This is a genomic window from Cyanobium sp. Morenito 9A2, assembly GCF_024345575.1.
Classification (GTDB): domain Bacteria; phylum Cyanobacteriota; class Cyanobacteriia; order PCC-6307; family Cyanobiaceae; genus ATX-6F1.
The window spans coordinates 69777-86223 of the sequence record NZ_JAGQBJ010000003.1; the positions used below are offsets into that span (position 1 = coordinate 69777).

The 16447-nt window shown below is 66.8% G+C and carries 15 protein-coding genes and 1 pseudogene; 2 read left to right on the plus strand and 14 right to left on the minus strand.

From position 1 onward, the window contains the following. Nucleotides 1-30: 30 nt before the first annotated feature. Nucleotides 31-546, plus strand: coding sequence for a GNAT family N-acetyltransferase (locus tag KBY88_RS05505; RefSeq protein ID WP_254938913.1), 516 nt, complete (start codon nucleotides 31-33; stop codon nucleotides 544-546). Here KBY88_RS05505 and KBY88_RS05510 read toward each other — a convergent pair. The 3 genes from KBY88_RS05510 to KBY88_RS05520 are packed head-to-tail and all read right to left on the minus strand — an operon-like array spanning nucleotide 489 to nucleotide 3152. After that, a complete protein-coding gene (locus KBY88_RS05510; protein WP_254938914.1) occupies nucleotides 489-1334 on the minus strand; it encodes a TIGR04283 family arsenosugar biosynthesis glycosyltransferase in 846 nt (281 codons plus the stop codon). The genes KBY88_RS05505 and KBY88_RS05510 overlap by 58 nt on opposite strands. Further along, nucleotides 1322-1915: a TIGR04282 family arsenosugar biosynthesis glycosyltransferase gene (locus tag KBY88_RS05515; RefSeq protein ID WP_254938915.1), complete on the minus strand. Its 594-nt coding sequence runs from the start codon at nucleotides 1913-1915 to the stop codon at nucleotides 1322-1324. The genes KBY88_RS05510 and KBY88_RS05515 overlap by 13 nt, the downstream gene beginning before the upstream one ends. Before the next feature lie 55 nt (nucleotides 1916-1970). Continuing rightward, nucleotides 1971-3152 carry a trypsin-like peptidase domain-containing protein gene (locus tag KBY88_RS05520; RefSeq protein ID WP_254938916.1) on the minus strand — a complete coding sequence of 394 codons (1182 nt, stop codon included), beginning with the start codon at nucleotides 3150-3152 and terminating at the stop codon, nucleotides 1971-1973. A 95-nt stretch (nucleotides 3153-3247) separates the two neighbouring features. On the opposite strand from KBY88_RS05520, the gene dnaA reads away from it, so the two are divergent. After that, nucleotides 3248-4672: a chromosomal replication initiator protein DnaA gene (gene dnaA / locus KBY88_RS05525; protein WP_254938917.1), complete on the plus strand. Its 1425-nt coding sequence runs from the start codon at nucleotides 3248-3250 to the stop codon at nucleotides 4670-4672. 34 nt (nucleotides 4673-4706) lie between these two features. Here the strand turns inward: dnaA and cbbX are convergent, their stop codons facing one another. The 11 genes and pseudogenes from cbbX to csoS2 all read right to left on the minus strand — a co-directional run bounded on the left by cbbX (nucleotide 4707) and on the right by csoS2 (nucleotide 16311). Continuing rightward, the gene (gene cbbX / locus KBY88_RS05530; RefSeq protein ID WP_254938918.1) at nucleotides 4707-5594 is read right to left on the minus strand and encodes a CbbX protein; all 888 of its coding nucleotides are present in this window, start codon (nucleotides 5592-5594) and stop codon (nucleotides 4707-4709) included. A 70-nt stretch (nucleotides 5595-5664) separates the two neighbouring features. After that, the gene (locus tag KBY88_RS05535) at nucleotides 5665-5922 is read right to left on the minus strand and encodes a 4a-hydroxytetrahydrobiopterin dehydratase (protein WP_254938919.1); all 258 of its coding nucleotides are present in this window, start codon (nucleotides 5920-5922) and stop codon (nucleotides 5665-5667) included. 50 nt (nucleotides 5923-5972) lie between these two features. Continuing rightward, nucleotides 5973-7112, minus strand: a complete 1140-nt coding sequence (locus KBY88_RS05540; RefSeq protein WP_254938920.1) for a CO2 hydration protein — start codon at nucleotides 7110-7112, stop codon at nucleotides 5973-5975. Then, nucleotides 7112-8653 carry an NADH-quinone oxidoreductase subunit M gene (locus KBY88_RS05545; protein WP_254938921.1) on the minus strand — a complete coding sequence of 514 codons (1542 nt, stop codon included), beginning with the start codon at nucleotides 8651-8653 and terminating at the stop codon, nucleotides 7112-7114. Before KBY88_RS05545 ends, KBY88_RS05540 begins: the two co-directional genes overlap by 1 nt. Before the next feature lie 10 nt (nucleotides 8654-8663). After that, a complete protein-coding gene (locus KBY88_RS05550; protein WP_254938922.1) occupies nucleotides 8664-10520 on the minus strand; it encodes an NAD(P)H-quinone oxidoreductase subunit F in 1857 nt (618 codons plus the stop codon). 57 nt (nucleotides 10521-10577) lie between these two features. Continuing rightward, entirely contained in the window at nucleotides 10578-11042 is a 465-nt protein-coding gene (locus KBY88_RS05555) for a ferritin-like domain-containing protein (protein ID WP_315858105.1), read from the minus strand. Between the two features lie 8 nt (nucleotides 11043-11050). Next, complete coding sequence (csoS1, locus tag KBY88_RS16160; protein WP_315858106.1) at nucleotides 11051-11701, minus strand: alpha-carboxysome major shell protein CsoS1; 651 nt, start codon at nucleotides 11699-11701, stop codon at nucleotides 11051-11053. Nucleotides 11702-11737: 36 nt separating this feature from the next. Continuing rightward, nucleotides 11738-11989, minus strand: coding sequence for a carboxysome peptide B (locus tag KBY88_RS05565; protein ID WP_254938924.1), 252 nt, complete (start codon nucleotides 11987-11989; stop codon nucleotides 11738-11740). 122 nt (nucleotides 11990-12111) lie between these two features. Then, nucleotides 12112-12363: pseudogene (gene csoS4 / locus KBY88_RS05570) on the minus strand (alpha-carboxysome shell vertex protein CsoS4); the annotation flags it as partial. A 1-nt stretch (nucleotide 12364) separates the two neighbouring features. After that, on the minus strand, nucleotides 12365-13903 hold the full coding sequence (locus tag KBY88_RS05575; RefSeq protein WP_396102618.1) for a carboxysome shell carbonic anhydrase: 1539 nt from the start codon (nucleotides 13901-13903) through the stop codon (nucleotides 12365-12367). After that, a complete protein-coding gene (csoS2, locus tag KBY88_RS05580) occupies nucleotides 13903-16311 on the minus strand; it encodes an alpha-carboxysome scaffolding protein CsoS2 (protein WP_254938926.1) in 2409 nt (802 codons plus the stop codon). Before csoS2 ends, KBY88_RS05575 begins: the two co-directional genes overlap by 1 nt. Between the last annotated feature and the right edge of the window lie 136 nt (nucleotides 16312-16447).

Genomic DNA, 16447 nt, shown 5'->3' on the forward strand with positions numbered 1-16447 from the left:
CGGCTCGATCGGGCAGGATCGTCTCCTTGCTTGGTTGCGCCACTGACTCCCGACCGCCTGGACTCCCATCCCGCCTTGATCCCTCACTACGGCGAGGGACACCGTCTCTGCCCTGTGGCCAACACCCAACTGACGCTGGTGCTCAGCCAGGAGCGGGCCATCGATCTGGTGGAACTCGAGCAACTCTGCGATGCGGTGGGCTGGAGCCGCCGTCCCCTGCGCCGGGTGCGCAAGGCACTGGAGCACAGCCTGTTGCGGGTGGGTCTCTGGCGCCACGATGCCCGCCTTCCGCGGCTGGTGGGTTTTGCCCGCTGCACGGGCGATGGGGTGAGTGAAGCCACGGTCTGGGATGTGGCGGTCCATCCGCGTTACCAAGGTGCGGGCCTGGGCAAGCAGCTGATGTCCTATGTGCTCGATCAGCTGCGGGCGATGGAGGTGGAACAGGTGAGCCTGTTCGCCGATCCCGGTGTGGTGGGCTTCTACTCCGATCAGGGCTGGGAGCTTGAGCCGAACCAGCGCCGCTGCGCCTTCTGGTATTCCCCTTGATGGCCTGGGGCTGGTTCCTGGGCCTTGGGGGGGTAATAGGCCCCTGCCAGCCGCTCTGGACTCGCCCCGGCGCGCCAGGCCCGCCGCAGGCCCCAGTTGGCCCAGGTGGTGCGCAAGACCCCGAGCCGCCGCCAGCGTTCCCCGTCCACCTGCAGCTCCGCCTTGAGGCAGCGCACGGGGCTGGGGCCCTTGAGTCGCTCCACCAGATCGAGGTCTTCCATCAGTGCCAGGGGCCGGTAGCCGCCCACCTGCCGGTAGAGACCAGCTGGGATCAAGAGGCCCTGATCCCCGTAGGGACGATGCAGCAGCCGCGTGCGCACGGCCACCGCCACCTCCACCGCCCGCAGACCCAGGCCTTCCCCCTCGACGCGCAGCCGGAAGCACCAGGGAGCAGGGGGGCGCAGCAGGGCCTGCTGCAGCGCTTGCAGCCCGAACGGGCCCAGCCGCCCGTCGGCATGAAGGAAGAGAAGCCAGCCAGCGCCTGCCTCGGTGCCGCCACCCCATTCAGCCTGTGCCTGGGAGGCGAGCTCCAGCTCCGCCAAGGCCAAAGTGGCCCCACGCGCCAGCTGCAGCCCGCGACCGGGTGCGCTCTGGATCACCCGGGCCCCGGCCAGGCGAGCCAGCGCCGGGGTGCCATCGCCACTACCGCCATCCACCACTAGGGGCCGGCCCAGCGCTGGTCTGGCGGCCGCCAGATCTGCCAGCAGAAGCGGCAGTCGACCGGCCTCGTTGAGGGCTGGGATCACCACCTGGATCAGGGGCGCCAGGGACCCGATCACCGCAGCCATGGGGCCAGATCCTCCAGCCGATCCAGGTCCTGCTGGCTTCCGAGCGCCAGGGGCGTCAGCCCCAGGGCCGCCGCTGCCACGCAGGTGAGTGCCCACACCTGCTCCGTGCCCCAGGGAATCCCGACCAGCAGGGGCGCACTCGGCTGGCCTGCCCCCAGCCCCAGGAGCCAGTAGCCCCCATCGATCGCCGGTCCGAGCACCAGGGGGTGCTCGGTGAGGGCTACCAGGGCCGTCGCCAGGGCGGTGCGATCGAGGCGCGGTAGGTCGGTGCCGATCAGGGCCACCGCCTGGGCTCCCTCCAAGAAGCTGTGGCGCAGCTGGCGTTGCAGGCGCAAGCCCAGGCCGCCGGGGCCCTGAAGGCGCACCCGATCGGCCCCCAGCTCCCGGCCCCAGCGGGCGGCAGCCCGGGGGCCAAGCCCCTCCACCGCCAGCACCAACTCGGCGTTGACCGGCCGGGTCACCTCCTGGGCCACCGCGAGGGTGTGCTGGGTGAGGCGTGCCTGGATGCGCGCCGCGGCCACCGCGCCGATTCCGGCCGCCAGGCGCCGCTTGCAGCGGCCCGGCGCCGGCCAGCGACTCATCACCACGAGCTGGAGGGCATGACCGCCAGTGCTTGATTGCCGGTCGGCGCGCAATTCAGCGTTCGCGAGGTAGTTCAGCCGGTTGCAACTGCAGTTCCAGCCGTTGCTCGCCCCGACGCACCTTCAGGGGGAGAGCGGCGCCCACCTTGCCCTGGTCCACGGCCACCTGCACCTCAGAGGGGTTCTTGACCCGTTCGCCACCCACCTGCTCAATCAGATCGCAGGGCTTGAGACCACCTTTGGCGGCGGGGCTGCCCCCCATGACCTCCACCACCACCACGCCGTTGGACTCGGGCAGCTTGCATTCCGCCGAGGTGGCGTTGATCTCCCGTGCCAGCTGGGGGGTAAGCGCCTGTAGGCGCACACCGATGTAGGGATGGGAGGCCCGACCCCGATCAAGGATCTGGGCGGCGATCTGCCGCGCCAGGCGGATCGGGATCGCGAAGCTCAGGCCCGCGCCGGGGGCCTGGCGGATGGCGGTGTTGATGCCGATCACCTGGCCGCGGTCGTTGATCAAGGGGCCGCCGCTGTTGCCCGGATTGACGGCCGCATCCGTTTGCAGGTAGGGCACTCGCTGGCCTTCACCCACGGCATTGGAGCGGCCGATGGCGCTGATGATCCCGGCGGTCACCGTGTTGTCGAGGCCCAGGGGGTTACCGATGGCGATCGCCCATTCCCCCGGCCGCACCTTGTCGGAGTCACCCAGGGGGGCCACGGGCAGCTTCGAAGCCACCACTTTCACAACCGCCACGTCGGTGACCGGATCGCTGCCCAGCACCTTGCCGTGGAAGCTGCGGCCATCGGGCAGGGTCACGGTCACATCACTGGCTCCTTCCACCACGTGGGCATTGGTGAGCAACACCCCATCGGAGCGGGTGATGAAGCCCGAACCCTGGCCCTGCTGCTGCTGGATCGAGGGGCCGCCGCCGAACAGGCCCCCGAGCGGGTTGAGCACGCGCTTGACGGTGTCGATGCGCACCACCGCCGGTCCCACCTTGTCGACGGCATTGACGATGAAGTTGTTGCCCGCCTGCAGCGGGGCGGGTGGGGGCGCGTCGCTCACCTGGGCCGGGTCGCTTCCCCGGCGCGCGCCCGGCAGGCCAGGGATCTGGGGCAAGCCAGGAAACCCCGTGGCGCAGCTCCCCAGCAGCAGACCGCCGAGCGCGCTCGTGGCCAGGCCGCTGATCACAACGGCGGATCGCCGATGGCGCTGGGTGGGACGGGATTCGGGGGTCATGCGGGTGGGCCGGGGCCAGGTCGTCAGGCGCCTCATTCAAGGCGGCCTTGGCCTCTCACTCTGCCTATATTCGGGCGCTCGGTGAAGGGCGATCGGTGCAGCAGGGTCAGGAGCTGTGGCACCGGGTTCAGCAGGCTCTCCAGGCCAATCTCAGCAAGCCCACCTTCGAAACCTGGATTCGTCCGGCCCGCTGCTCGTCCTACGGCGACGGCCGCCTGCAGCTGATCGCTCCCAACAGTTTTGCCAGCGGTTGGCTGCGTAAGAACTACCTGGCGATGATCGCAGAGGTGGCCTCCGAGCTGGCTGGAGAGCCGCTGCTCGTCGAGGTGGAGACTGAGCCTGCCGTCGAGGCCGTCCCGGTGGCTGCGGCAGCGCGGGCCGGGGCCGGTGGGATGCAGGGGGCCCAGGGCAGTGGCGGCCCCGGGGCCATCGGGCCCAGTCCTGAGGGGACGCCCCAGGGGACCCCGGGGGAGGCGGCGCGGCGGGTTGCCCCGGGTCTCAACCAGCGTTACGTGTTCAATCGCTTCGTGGTGGGCCCCAACAGCCGCATGGCCCATGCGGCGGCCCTGGCGGTGGCCGAGGCCCCGGGGCGGGAGTTCAATCCCCTGTTCATCTGCGGAGGCGTCGGGCTGGGCAAGACTCACCTCATGCAGGCGATCGGCCACTACCGCCTGGAGATCGATCCAGGCGCCAAGGTTTTTTACGTTTCCACCGAAGCCTTCACCAACGATCTGATCCAGGCGATCCGCAAGGACGCCATGCAGAAGTTCCGTGACCGCTACCGGGCCGCTGATCTGATTCTTGTGGATGACATTCAGTTCATCGAGGGCAAGGAGTACACCCAGGAGGAGTTTTTCCACACCTTCAACGCCCTTCACGAAGCCGGCCGCCAGATCGTGATTGCCTCCGATCGGCCGCCCAGCCAGATTCCGCGGCTGCAGGAGCGACTGATCTCACGGTTCTCCATGGGCCTGATCGCCGACATCCAGGCGCCGGATCTGGAGACCCGCATGGCGATCCTGCACAAGAAGGCCGAGCAGGAGCGCATGGCCCTGCCGAGGGATCTGATCCAGTACATCGCCGGTCGCTTCACCTCCAATATCCGCGAGCTGGAGGGGGCCCTCACCCGTGCCGTGGCCTTTGCTTCAATCACCGGCTTGCCGATGACCGTGGAGTCGGTGGCTCCGATGCTCGATCCGGCTGGCAACGAGGTGGAGGTCACCCCCCAGCAGGTGCTCAACAAGGTGGCCGAGGTCTATGGGGTCAAGGTCGATGAAATGCTGAGCAGCAGCCGTAAGCGGGCCGTCAGCCAGGCAAGGCAGGTGGGCATGTACCTGATGCGCCAGGGCACGAATTTGAGTCTGCCGCGCATCGGTGAGGCCTTTGGCGGCAAGGACCACAGCACGGTCATGTACGCGGTCGAGCAAGTGGAGAAAAAGCTGGCCATCGACCCGGCGGTGGCCCGTCAGGTGCAGCAGGTGCGCGACCTGTTGCAGATCGATTCGCGTAAGCGCAGATAAGGCTTGCCCTGCGAGTTTGTGGGGCTGGAGCCGGCTACTCCGTGATTGGCAGACTGGGGTCGAGGCCCTCCACTTCACCGGCAAACACCCGGCTGGAGGTGATGTCCGGGGCCTCAATCGTGATCAGGTCACCCTTGGTGATACCACCGCCCCTGTTGTTGAACAGGCGGTTGGCCTGGCGCATGCGGGCGCGATCAATGGCGTTGCGAATGGAGCGGGCATTGGCGAAAAAGGGGAGCTGCATGCGACGCTGGATGTAGTCGGAGAAGGCGAAGGTGGCCTCCTCGCTGAAGCGGTAGTTCTCCGTGGCCAGAATAAGCTTGGCGATCGCCAGCAATTCCGAGGCTGTGTAGTCGGGGAAGTCGATGTGGTTTGCCACGCGTGAAGAGAGCCCTGGATTAGACTGATAGAACACATCCATACGGTCCTTGTAACCGGCGAAGATCACCACCAGATCGTCGCGGTTGTTCTCCATCACCTGCAGCAGGATCTCGATCGCCTCGGCGCCGTAGTCCCGTTCGTTCTCGGGTCGGTAGAGGTAGTAGGCCTCGTCGATGAACAGCACGCCGCCCATCGCCTTCTTGAGCATCTCCCGGGTCTTGGGGGCCGTGTGGCCGATGTACTGGCCCACCAGATCATCGCGGGTGGCCGTCACCACATGGCCTTTGCGCACATAGCCGAGGCGATGCAGGATCTGGCTCATGCGCTCGGCCACGGTGGTTTTGCCCGTGCCCGGTCGTCCGGTGAACGACATGTGCAGACTGGGGGCTCCCGTGGCCAGTCCAACCTGCTTGCGGGCCCGCTCCACCACCAGCAGGGCGGCGATCTCGCGGATGCGGGTCTTGACGGGCCTGAGGCCGATCAGTTCCTTGTCGAGTTGCTCCAGGACCTCATGCACCTGGGAGCCCTCGTAGGCCGCCATGAGGTTGACCGGTGTGGTGTCATCCAGCTCACCATGGGCTGTCGTGGGAGGGGGGGACTCCGATCCGGGGTCAGCTGAGGAGACCATCGATGGCGGCGGCGAAGGTATGGTCGGCGTCGCTGAGCGCTTCGCCCTCCCCCTCCGCCCGCAGGGTGATGTTGACGTAGGTGCGGCCGAAGCTGATGTCCGGGTAGCGGCCCTGCTGCTCGCAGAAGTCGTTGAGCCGATCGAGAAAGGCGCGATTGCTGGCGTAATCGGCGAATTCCACGCGCCGCTCCAGGCGCACGGGCTGCTCGGGTTTGGGGCGCGGCGTCCAGGGCTGGTCCATGGCGTACAAACTAAGTGAGGGGCTGATCAGTCCGGAATCGGGGCCAGCGCTCACGCCAGGCAATCGGTGCGGGCCACCGCCAGGCGGGCGGCCCAGGCGGCGGCGTAGGCCCGGTTGGCAGCCTGCTCGGCCGGATCCTTGCTGCTGAGCGGACCGGGGAAGGTGCCCTGAATGGCGGCGTTGGTCACGCAGAACATCGCCTTCTGGAAGCTCATGCAGATCTTGACGCGCACATCGCCATCCCCTCGGGTCCGCTCCAGGTACCAGGCGTGCAACCGTTCCGGCAGGTGGCGGTACATGTCCTGCATCAGCAGGCTGGGCGGGATGCCGGCCCCCATCGTGGGAAGTGGATCGGCGTAGAGGGCGCCGTAGGCGAACTGGGCCTGATCCGGGGAGATCTGCTGGGCCTGGGCGTTGAAACTCACGGTGCCCAGGAACGGGAGGCCCCGCAGGAACACCGCCTCCACGTAGGGCACAGCCACATCCCCCAGGAAGGTGAGACCAGCTTCGGGCGGCAGCACCCACAGGTGTTCCCCGGCCACCTCCACCCCGTAGCTGATCGGGTTGGCGGCGGCAGCCACCAGGCCGTCCTTGATGAACTCCACCACTGCCTCGATCGAGGTCACGTGGCGGCTGGTTTCGGCGCGGGCCAGATCGAGGAAGAGATCGCTCATCACCCGCCAGAATTGGCCCAGGGCGTGGGTGGTGGCAGCGGTGCGGATCAGCTCGATCAGAAAACCCGGAAACAGCGGATGCAGCAGCGCCAGCAGCGGATCACGGCGGGTCTTGCGGCGGATGATCGCGGCGCAGCCTGCGGCGAAGGCCTCCGAATCGAGGTAGGCATCCAGACCGCCGGTGCCGTGCCAGAGCATCGCCTTCATGCAGTATTCGGCGTACTCGAAATTGATCCGGTCGTGGTTGAGGTGGCGCCAGATCTTTGCCGGACTCCTCTCGCCATCGAGGTATTTGAACAAAGGAAACGGCAGCAGGAACTGCTGCTCGGCCTGGAAGATCAGGTTGGTGCTGTAGGCATCCAGCACCTCGCCGTAGCTCTTGAGTACATCCACCACTTCGATCAGATGGTCGGCGGTCTCCGCCAGCAGCGTGGCGCCGGCCAGCAGTTTCGATTGCAGCTCCCCGGCGCTGGGCATGCCGCCGGCGTGGACCAGATCGGCCGAGATGATCGGCATCAGCCCAAGCCTCCGCTCGGCAGGGCGACACCATGGAGGGCCGCCGTCAGGGCCGGCAGTTGAACCATGGCCGTGGCCGCGGTCTCACTGAGCCGTCCAAGACCAGCCGGCAGCAGACCGATGACGACCACCCCGATCGCCAGGGCCATGGCGGGGATCGTTTCACGGGGGGCCACCGCGGCGAGATTCACATCCAGCCGGCCATGGACCACCGGATCGGTGATGGCGGTCACCGCCAGACGGCCGAAAAACGCCCGGTTGACCAGCAACAGGAAATACACGGCCGTGAGACCCGATCCCACCATGGAGAGCAGGGTGGCCAGGGGAAAGGCGCTGATGCTGCCGCGGAACACCAGGAACTCGGAGATGAATCCAGCCATCCCCGGCATCCCGGCGCTGGCCATCACCCCCAGAATCATCAAGCTGCCGGTGAAGGGCAAACCCCGCTCTGGGTTGAGCAGCCCATGGAGCACCGCCAGATCCCGGGTGCCGGTCTTGCGGTACACGATCCCCACCAGCAGGAACAGCAGCGCCGAGATCAGGCCGTGGCTCACCATCTGGAACACCGCCCCGAGCATGGCGACGGGTGTCGCCGCGGCGGAGGCCAGCAGGATGTAGCCCATGTGGCCCACGGAGCTGTAGGCCACCATCCGTTTCATGTCCTTCTGGGCGATGGCCGCGAGCGAACCGAACAGCACCGAGATGGCCGCCCAGATGGCCAGAGCCGGGGCCAGTTGCACCCAGGCCTCGGGGAACAGCCCCAGGCAGAAGCGCAGCAGGCCATAGGTGCCCAGCTTCAGCAGCACGCCGGCGAGCAGCACCGACACCGGCGTTGAAGCCTGGGTGTGGGCATCGGGCAACCAGTTGTGGAACGGAAACAGCGGAATCTTGATGCCGAAGCCGATCAGCAGTGCCCCCAGCAACAGCAGCTGGCTGCCCATCGACAGCTGTTCACTGGTGATCGGCGCCAGGCTGAAATCCGCGTTGCCGGTGAACAGGGCCAGACCGAGGAAGGCCCCCAGGATCAGCATCCCCGAAACCGCCGTGAAGATCAGAAACTTTGTGGCGGCATAGGCCCGGTTGGTGCCGCCCCAGATGCTGATCAGGGCCCAGAGCGGAATCAGCTCCAGCTCATAGAAAAGGAAGAAGAGCAGCAGGTTCTCGGCCAGAAAGGCACCGTTGACCGCCCCACTGATCACCATCAGGAGGGCGAAATAGAAACGCGGCCGCTTGTCGATGTCGCGGGTGCAGATCGCCGAGACCAGCGTGAGGGCGCCGTTGATCAGCACCAACGGCAGGGACAGGCCATCGATGCCGAGCCTGTAGTCAAGCCCCAGGCTGCCCACCCACCCGAGCGACTCCTGCAGCTGCATGGCGCTGTTGCCGGGGTCGAACCGGGCCAGCACCACCAGGCTCCAGGCCAGCTGCAGGCCCAGCACCACCAGGGTGATCGTGCGCATGCGCCCCTGGGCAGGGTTGCCTGGCCAGAGGGCCAGCAGCAGGGCCCCGCCGAAGGGAATCAGCAGCAGGAGGCTCAGCATCGGGTGCGCCTCATCCCTGCCACCACTGGAGGGAGGTGAGCAGCAGCACGATCGCCACCATCACCGTGAGCACATAGGTTTGCGGCTGGCCGCTCACGCCCAGCTTGAGCCCCTCGGCGCTGGCCAGGGTGAGGCGGCCGATGCCGTTCACCAGGCCGTTGACCATGCTGCGGTCGAGCCAGTCGGTGAGCCTGGCCAGGCCGGCCACCGCCGCCACGATTGTGGCCCGGTAGAGGCGATCGGTGTAGAAGTCGGAGGCGAGCAGGTCCTGCAGGACCCGCAGCGGCTGGATCATCGAGCTCGACCAGAACTTGCTCAGGGGCGCCACCGCGCCGCCGGCCATCCCCACCAGGCCGCTGGCGGCCACCGCGGCGGCCACCGTCCAGGGGAAGGCGCCGATGCCGGGCAGCGGATCGAAGCGGGCCATCAGCGCTGGAATCAGTGCCACCAGCACCGTGAGGCTCACCATCGGCAGCGCCATCAGCCAGTTCACCTCCGGGGCGCGCTTCGTTTTGGGCATCGGAGGGCCAAGGAACACGTGCCGGTAGACGCGGGTGAGGTTGAAGGCGGTGAGGCCGTTGGTGAGCAGGCACACCGCTGCGAAGAAGGGCTGCTGGTGGGCGAAGCTTTCCACCAGCAGCCCAAAGCACCAGAAGCAGCCCAGGGGCAGCAGGCCCACCAGACCGGCGCCGCCCACCAGGTAGGCGGTGGTGGTGGCGGGCATGCGGGAGCCGAGGCCGCCCAGCTCAGTGAGGTCCTGGCAGTTGGTGGTGGCGATGATGCTGCCCACGCTCATGAAGATCAGCGCCTTGGCCAGGCCGTGGGCGAACAGCAGCAGCAGCGCGATCGCCGGCTGTTGCAGGGCGATGGCAATGAACACCAGCCCCAGATAGGAGGAGGTCGAATAGGAAAAGGCCCGTTTGATGTCCACCTGGGCGATCGCCACCAGGGCGCCGGCCACGGCGCTGATCGTGCCCACCACCAGCAGCACGCTGGTGGCCAGCGGGGAGAAGCGCAGGAGGGGCATCACCTTCATCAGCACCAGGGCGCCGGCCGTGACGACCACCGAGTTGCGCAGGATCGAGGCCGGGTTCGGCCCCTCCATCGCTTCATCCAGCCAGAGGTGCATCGGGAACTGGGCGCACTTGCCCATTGGTCCGGCGATCAACCCCAGGCCCAGCAGCGTGCCGGCCAGGGGCGTGAGCGCACCACTGCCTTCAGCCTCGGCGGCCCAGACGTAGAGATCCTGGAACTCTGTCGAGCCTGCCCAGGCCGAAAGCGCCACCATCGCCATCAGCAGGAGCACATCACCCACCCGTTTGGTGAGGAAGGCGTCGCGGGCGGCCGTCACCACCAGCGGTTGGGCATACCAGAAGCCCACCAGCAGGTAGGTGGAGAGGGTGAGCATCTCCAGCAGGAAATAGCTCATGAACAGGCTGCTGCTCAGCACCACCCCCGCCAGGGCTCCCTCAAAGAAACCCACCAGCGCGTAGAAGCGAGCCAGCGACCACTCCTTGTCGAGGTAGCCGAGGGCATACACCTGGCCCAACAGGCTGATGCCCGTCACCAGCTCGAGCGCCGCCAGGTTGGTGAGCGAGAGGTCGAAGCCGATGCGCAGGTTGAGGTCGGCGGCCTGGAACCAGGTGAACTCCAGGTGCTGGGGTCCGTACTGCCACACCTGCCAAAGGATCCAGCTGCCGTGCACCACCGCGAGGAGCGTCACCAGCAGATTCAGATAAGCCGCAGGGCGTGGGCCGTTGCGCTTGAACCAGCCCGCCGCCCACGGCACCGATAGCGCCATGCCGCTGAATCCGTAGAGGGGAATCAGCCAGACCAGCTGGGTGGGCAGAGGAATGGACGTGGACAAGGGCGGGGTCGGTGGTAGGCGTCCCGACGGCCGCCAGAACTGAAATCTAGGGACCGGTCAGAAGGTCGCCCGCTCCTCCGCAGGCCACTGAAGGGTGCTGAGTTGGCTGAGCCAGGCCTCCAGCTCAACACCATGCTGGAACTCCTCCTGGTGCAGTTGACGGAAGAAGTCCGTGTTGTCACGGTCGCTGATCAGAAGACAGAAGCGCACCGCCTCGGTGTAGTGCTCCACCAGGGAGGACTCAAGGGCTGCGTTCTGACGGAGCAGTCCCACCAGATCGCCCGCCGTGGTGACCGGCCGCAGCTGGGAGGCAGCGGGGGCCACCCCAAAGGAGAGCATGCGTTGCACCAGACGCTCGGCATGCTGCATCTCCTCGACGGCTTCGTGGCGAAACCGGCCGGAGGACTCTCTGTCACCCCAGCGGTCAGCCAGGGCGGAATGGGTGACGTACTGCTGAACGGCCGAAAGCTCGAGGCTCAGGGCCCTCCCGAGGAAGGCCAGCACACGGGGATGAACGGCCATCATTGCTTTCAGAGCCGGCGCAGGGCGTCGCTGGCGACAAGCACGGGCTCCACTTCGCTATGGGGGCGGGCAATGATGTGGGCCGCCACCAGACCATCGCCGACCCGCTCACAGGCATCAGCGCCGGCACGAACCGCGGCATTCACGGCGCCGGTTTCACCACGCACCATCACGGTGACGTAACCACCGCCCACGAATTCCCGCGCCACCAGGGTGACTTCCGCGGCCTTGGTCATGGCGTCGGCGGCCTCGATGGCGGGCACCAGACCACGGGTTTCGATCAGGCCGAGGGCGATGCCTTGATGGGTGGGAGCCATGGGAAAGGGGGTGGGGGTGGAGGAAGGACGGATGGGGGTGGAGCTGCCACCTGTGCTCGCGCCGCTGGCTGAGCGGGCGGTGGAGGCCCGGGCTGGAGTGCTCCGGGTGGGGGGGGCGGACTTGGCGCTGGTGGTGCGAGCCGCTGGGCGAGCCGAGGCCGCCGCCGCCGCCGTTGTCGCCACGGGGACGGCTGTGGCCTCGACAACGTTGGGCCCAGCGGCCTTGGCCTCGGGAGGCGTTTTGGGCGGGGCCGGGTCGGGCGCCGCCGGCAGGGCCTTGGGGCCGGCAGGCGGAGTAACGGCTTTTCGGGAGCTGACGGGACGGGAGCGTGGGGTGGCCATGACGGTGAAGGGGTAAGGGGATCAGGTCGATTGCATTCAGCCGTCTGGCGTCCAGTGGTCGATGATGCCGGCGATGGTGAGGTCGGTGAAGATCTCAGGGTTTTCGCAAGCAAAGCGGGCAGCGGAGCCACTGGCTGTGAACACCCAGTTGCCCGGAGAGGCGCCCACCGGATCCACGGCCACGCTTGTTTTCCCCTTGCTGCTGCGCAGCACGCGCAGGTTCATGTGACCAAGGCCGTCCACCCGTTGGGTGCAGGTGATCGAACCTGTGACCTGCATGATTTCCATCAGCGGGTTCCCCCGCTGGCGGGCGCATGGTTGCTGTCAGCTGTTGGCCCTTCGGCCATTGGCGTATCGATTGTTGCGGTGGTGGTCGTCGCTGGGGCCTTTGGCGTTGACGTAGGTGCTGGTTTGTCGGCGTTGGGATCCCAGTAATCGATGATCCCGACGATGGTCAGATCACTGGGGTATGACTTGCTGCCGGCCGCCTCCCGGGCCGCGGAGCTGCCCACGCAGATCACCCAGTCACCGGGGATGCAACCCACGGCATCGACGGCCACTTTCTGGGTGCTGCCATCGAGAACCACTTGCAGGTGTTTGTGCTCGAAACCTGGGATGCGGTTGGTGGAGACCAGCGGCTTAAGGACCTGGCAGATCAGCATGTCAGTGCACCTCCACAGGCTTGGAAGAGATCGAGGACCCCACGGTCTCGGCGGGCACGTGGTGATCGCGGTCTCGCACCGTCAGCAGGGTGTGGAGGAGGCCATCGCGGCAGAGATCGGCGTAGCGGTTTTCGATGGCGGAGCGCACCCGTTGACAGTGGCCAATGGCCCGCTCCCGGGCCCCCGGCACGCTCCCGTGGTAGTCGAAGCGGATGACCACCGGAATCGGCAACCCCCTGGAGACGTTAAGTCCACGGAAGATGTTGACGCCCACATCCAGATCCGGGGCACCCTCCTCCACGGTGTCCATGTAGGCGAAGTAGGTGAGGTTGCGCAGGTGGATTTCCTTGAAACCGATGCCCACGCCGATGAAACGTTCGGCATGGCCCGCCTGGCCGTAGCTACCGCCGTGGTAGTGGCGCACGTAGTCAATCTGGGAAAGGTTGTTCTCGATCAGCCGGGCAATCAGATGCACCATGCCGGGGTCGGCAGGTTCCACAGCAGCCTGTTCCACCAGCTCGAGGATGAGTCGCCGCCCTTCGGCTTCGCCCAGATTCCGGGTGGCCTCATAAACGTCAGCGGCGGCCAGCCAACGGTTGAGATCGGTGCCTCCGTCGCGGCTGGGCACGTGCACCCGGATGGCATCAGTGTCAGTGTCGAGGCCGATCAGCAACAGATCGACGGAGGCCCCGCAGCAGAAGCTGTTCTCCACCGCCTCGCGGAAGTCCTGCAGGCGGCGCAGGCCTGAGGCCGCGGCAGCGGCGTCATCGCTGCCATGGGCAGCGCAGCCCCCATGGTGTGGGTCGCGGGAACTGAAGTGGTAAACCACCGACTTGAGGTAGTGGGTGGGCTCGTGGGCCCCGTTGGGCTTGGCCTCTCGGAACCGCAGATGTTCGGTCTTGACCCAGCGGTCAACGGTGTTCTCCACATCGAACAGGGCGCCCGCATGGGAGCGGCGGCGCACGGAGCTGAACGGAATCCGCAGGGCGTAGGCGATGGCGTGGGCAAGCCGACCGTCTGAACAGGGCGTGATGTCGAGCAGATGAAAGCCATCGGCGATCAGTTCGGCGTTGAAGCTCTCCCCATCAAGGCCCCCCAGCGGATCGCCGTTGAAGAAGCCATCGCTCACGGATCGGTAGGTCTCGAAGACGCACCAGGCGAACAGGGAACGCATGTCCAGCTGGGTGACCCAGGCTTGCTCGAGGATGGGTAAGGGCAGCTCAAAGCCAAGGCTGGCCCGGGCGCAGTCCTGGGCCAAGGCAACGAAGTCGCTTTCGTGTTGCAGGGCGGAAATGTCCTTGAGCACCGGCACGATGCGCTCGAAGGAGGTCTGTACGCTGGCTTCGTAGGCCTCCAGCAAGGCGTTGGCCCGGCCGTTGGTGAGCGGGTGGAGGTTGCCGCGCCTGGGCTCGAAGGCGTGGCTGGTGGTGGGGGTTTCGGTTGCTTTTCCCTCCAGCTTGCCTGGTGCTTTCTCCGTGGGGCGCCGCCGGGGCGCCGTGGGAGCCATGGGCCGGGGCGCTGTCGCAGGGCGACGGACCATCAACCTCGAGCGCCCCCTGAGACGGTGATCAGCGAGCCTTGGTTGGTGTTACCGCTGGAGCCGGTGACAGGGCTGCTGGGGCGGGGCAGATCTTCGTTGCGTTTGCGCTGGTGAATCACCTGGCCGGGCAGGGAGCCGTTGCGGGTTGGGTTGCGACGGCGGGCGGAGACGCCCTCCGTACCGGTCACGCGTTCACCGCGATCCCAGTCGTCGCCTGTGATTTTCAATCCTGCTGAGATGCCTTCACCGGTGACCCGCGACACCGGGCGAGCATCCTCATCAACGCTCACGGGGGCGTGAGCCGTGGCCGCAGCAAGGGTGCTGGGACGACGATCGAAGCGGAATTGTTCCGTGCCGGTGACGGTGTCACCGGCCAGGTCAAAAGGGCCGGTGATCTTGGCGCTGGTTTCGTAGCGGGTGCCGGTGACGGCACCACTGCGCTTCTGGGTCTGTTGGGCCACTTGGGCCGGGGACTGCACGCTGAAACGTTGCCAAGAAGACTCAGCTTCGAGAGGTTGGGGGAAATCGGCTTCGTGGACGCCGAGGGTTGCTGCGGCTGTGCCGCAAGCGGAGGCGAATTGGTCACCACCGATGTAAGGGGTGCCGGTGATGGATTCACAGGCTCCCTTGGCCGCGCCGGTCATCACCCCGCCGATACCAGGCTGGATCCCGCTCAAGCGGGCGCCGGGGGTGCCGGCACGAGCCGGGGTGCGCTGGCGGATGCTGCGCAGATCGTCACTGCTGCACCAGTCGCTCGCCTGCTCAAGGCCGGCATAGGGGGTGCCGGTGACCGACTTGCAGGTGCCGGCTTCATCGCCGGTCACGCTGGCGGAACGACCGGTGCGGGTGCCTGAAACCACCTGGGCCCTGTTCGTGATGCTGAAGCCCACCTTGGCGGCCTCTGGCCCCGGCCGGGCGCCGCAGAAGCGGTCGTACTGCTGGGGGCCGATGTACTCGTCGCCGGTGATGATCTTGCAGGTGCCGGGCTCGTTCCCTGTGACCTTGTCGGAGCGGCCGACCAGGGTGCCGGTGACACCGGTTCCTCTGAGGGTCAAGACCTCGCCCACCTTTGCCGGGGCCTGGCCCGGTGTAGCCAGGGAATCGTTGCCGAGGTACTGGGTGCCCGTGGGGTTGATCCCGGATCCGTGCTCATCGCCTGTGACCCGTTCCGATCGGCCGACCAGAACTCCTGAGACCTTGCGCCCTCCCTGAGTTTGGGCCACTCCCACCTTGCGTGGTGAGGGGGTGGAGCCCCCGCACCAGGTGGAGGCCTGGTTGGCGGAGATGTATTCGGTGCCGGTCACGTTTTTGCAGGTGCCAGGTTCATCGCCGGTGACTTTTTCGGAACGGCCCACCTCGTTGCCGGTGACCCGATTGCCGTGGCTGGTGGCGCTGACACGAACCTTTGCGGGTTGACTGGGACCTGGATCGCTTTGGCAGAAGGACCGGAAGATTTCAGCGCCGAGGTACTCGGTACCCGTGATCGTGCGGCAGGTGCTGGCTTCGTTGCCGGTGGTCTTCAAGGAGCGGTTGGCCTGGGTGCCGGTCACCACTTGACCACGGGAAGTTTCACTGGCGCCCACCTTCCAGGGGGCGTCCTGGGCACCGGCGGCAGCATGGGCCTGAAGGTTCTTGCCACGGCGGGGCCCGCTGGGACGGGCGGAGCCCGAACCGCTGGAGCCGCCGGCACTGCGAGCCACGGCGGCGGCACCGGTTTTGCTTCTTAGATCACGGATGCGGTGGGCGAGATCGCGGCTGCTGAGTTCGGGGTTCGCCTGGCGTACTGCAGCCGCACCACTTGGGGTGGAGGTGGTGGCTGATTTGCCGCGCTTGGAGAGGGCGTCTCGGCGCGCCAGCACGAGGGCCCGGCTGGGATTGTGTTGGGCGCTGACGCGCTTGCTGCTCTTGCTGCTGTGGCGAGAACCCTGCTCAGGGGCGGACAAGCTCAAGCCAGGGCGAGCATCGGAACGGGAGGTGGAGCCTTCACCCCGATCCTTGGCTTTGGAGGTGGTCTCAGGCGTAGCGATGGGAGAACTCGATGCCGCCTTGACCGGCAGGCTGCGGGTTCGATCGCGGCTGGTGTCGGCCCGTTTGCCCTTCTTGCTGAGGGCTTCGCGACGGGCCAGCACGAGCTCACGGCTGGGGTTGGAGAGGGCCGCCCGGTTGATGGTGCGGGGCGTTGAGTGGCTCAGGCTGATGGGGATGCGGGTGGCCAGTTCGGGGCGGGCGGCGGGAGTTGCAGAGAGGCTGGTCGACGCCGCAGCGATGTCAGTGCGGCTCGGCCTGGCTTCACTGGCACTGCGCACGCGGTTGGCCCCATTGGAGTAGCGCTTCTCGGCACTCTTGCCGGAGGTGGAGAGAGCGAGGCGCCGCGCCAAGGCAGCTTCACGACTGGTTTGAGTTGCCATATCCGCCCGTTGATTGAGATGTCTTGATGGAAACCATGGGCGAAACAATGAATCCGAAGCCTGCATCGGAATCTTGTTCAGCCGCAGCTACTGCGTCGATGGATGAAAAGGGGATCTGATCGAGTCAGGCCCCCCG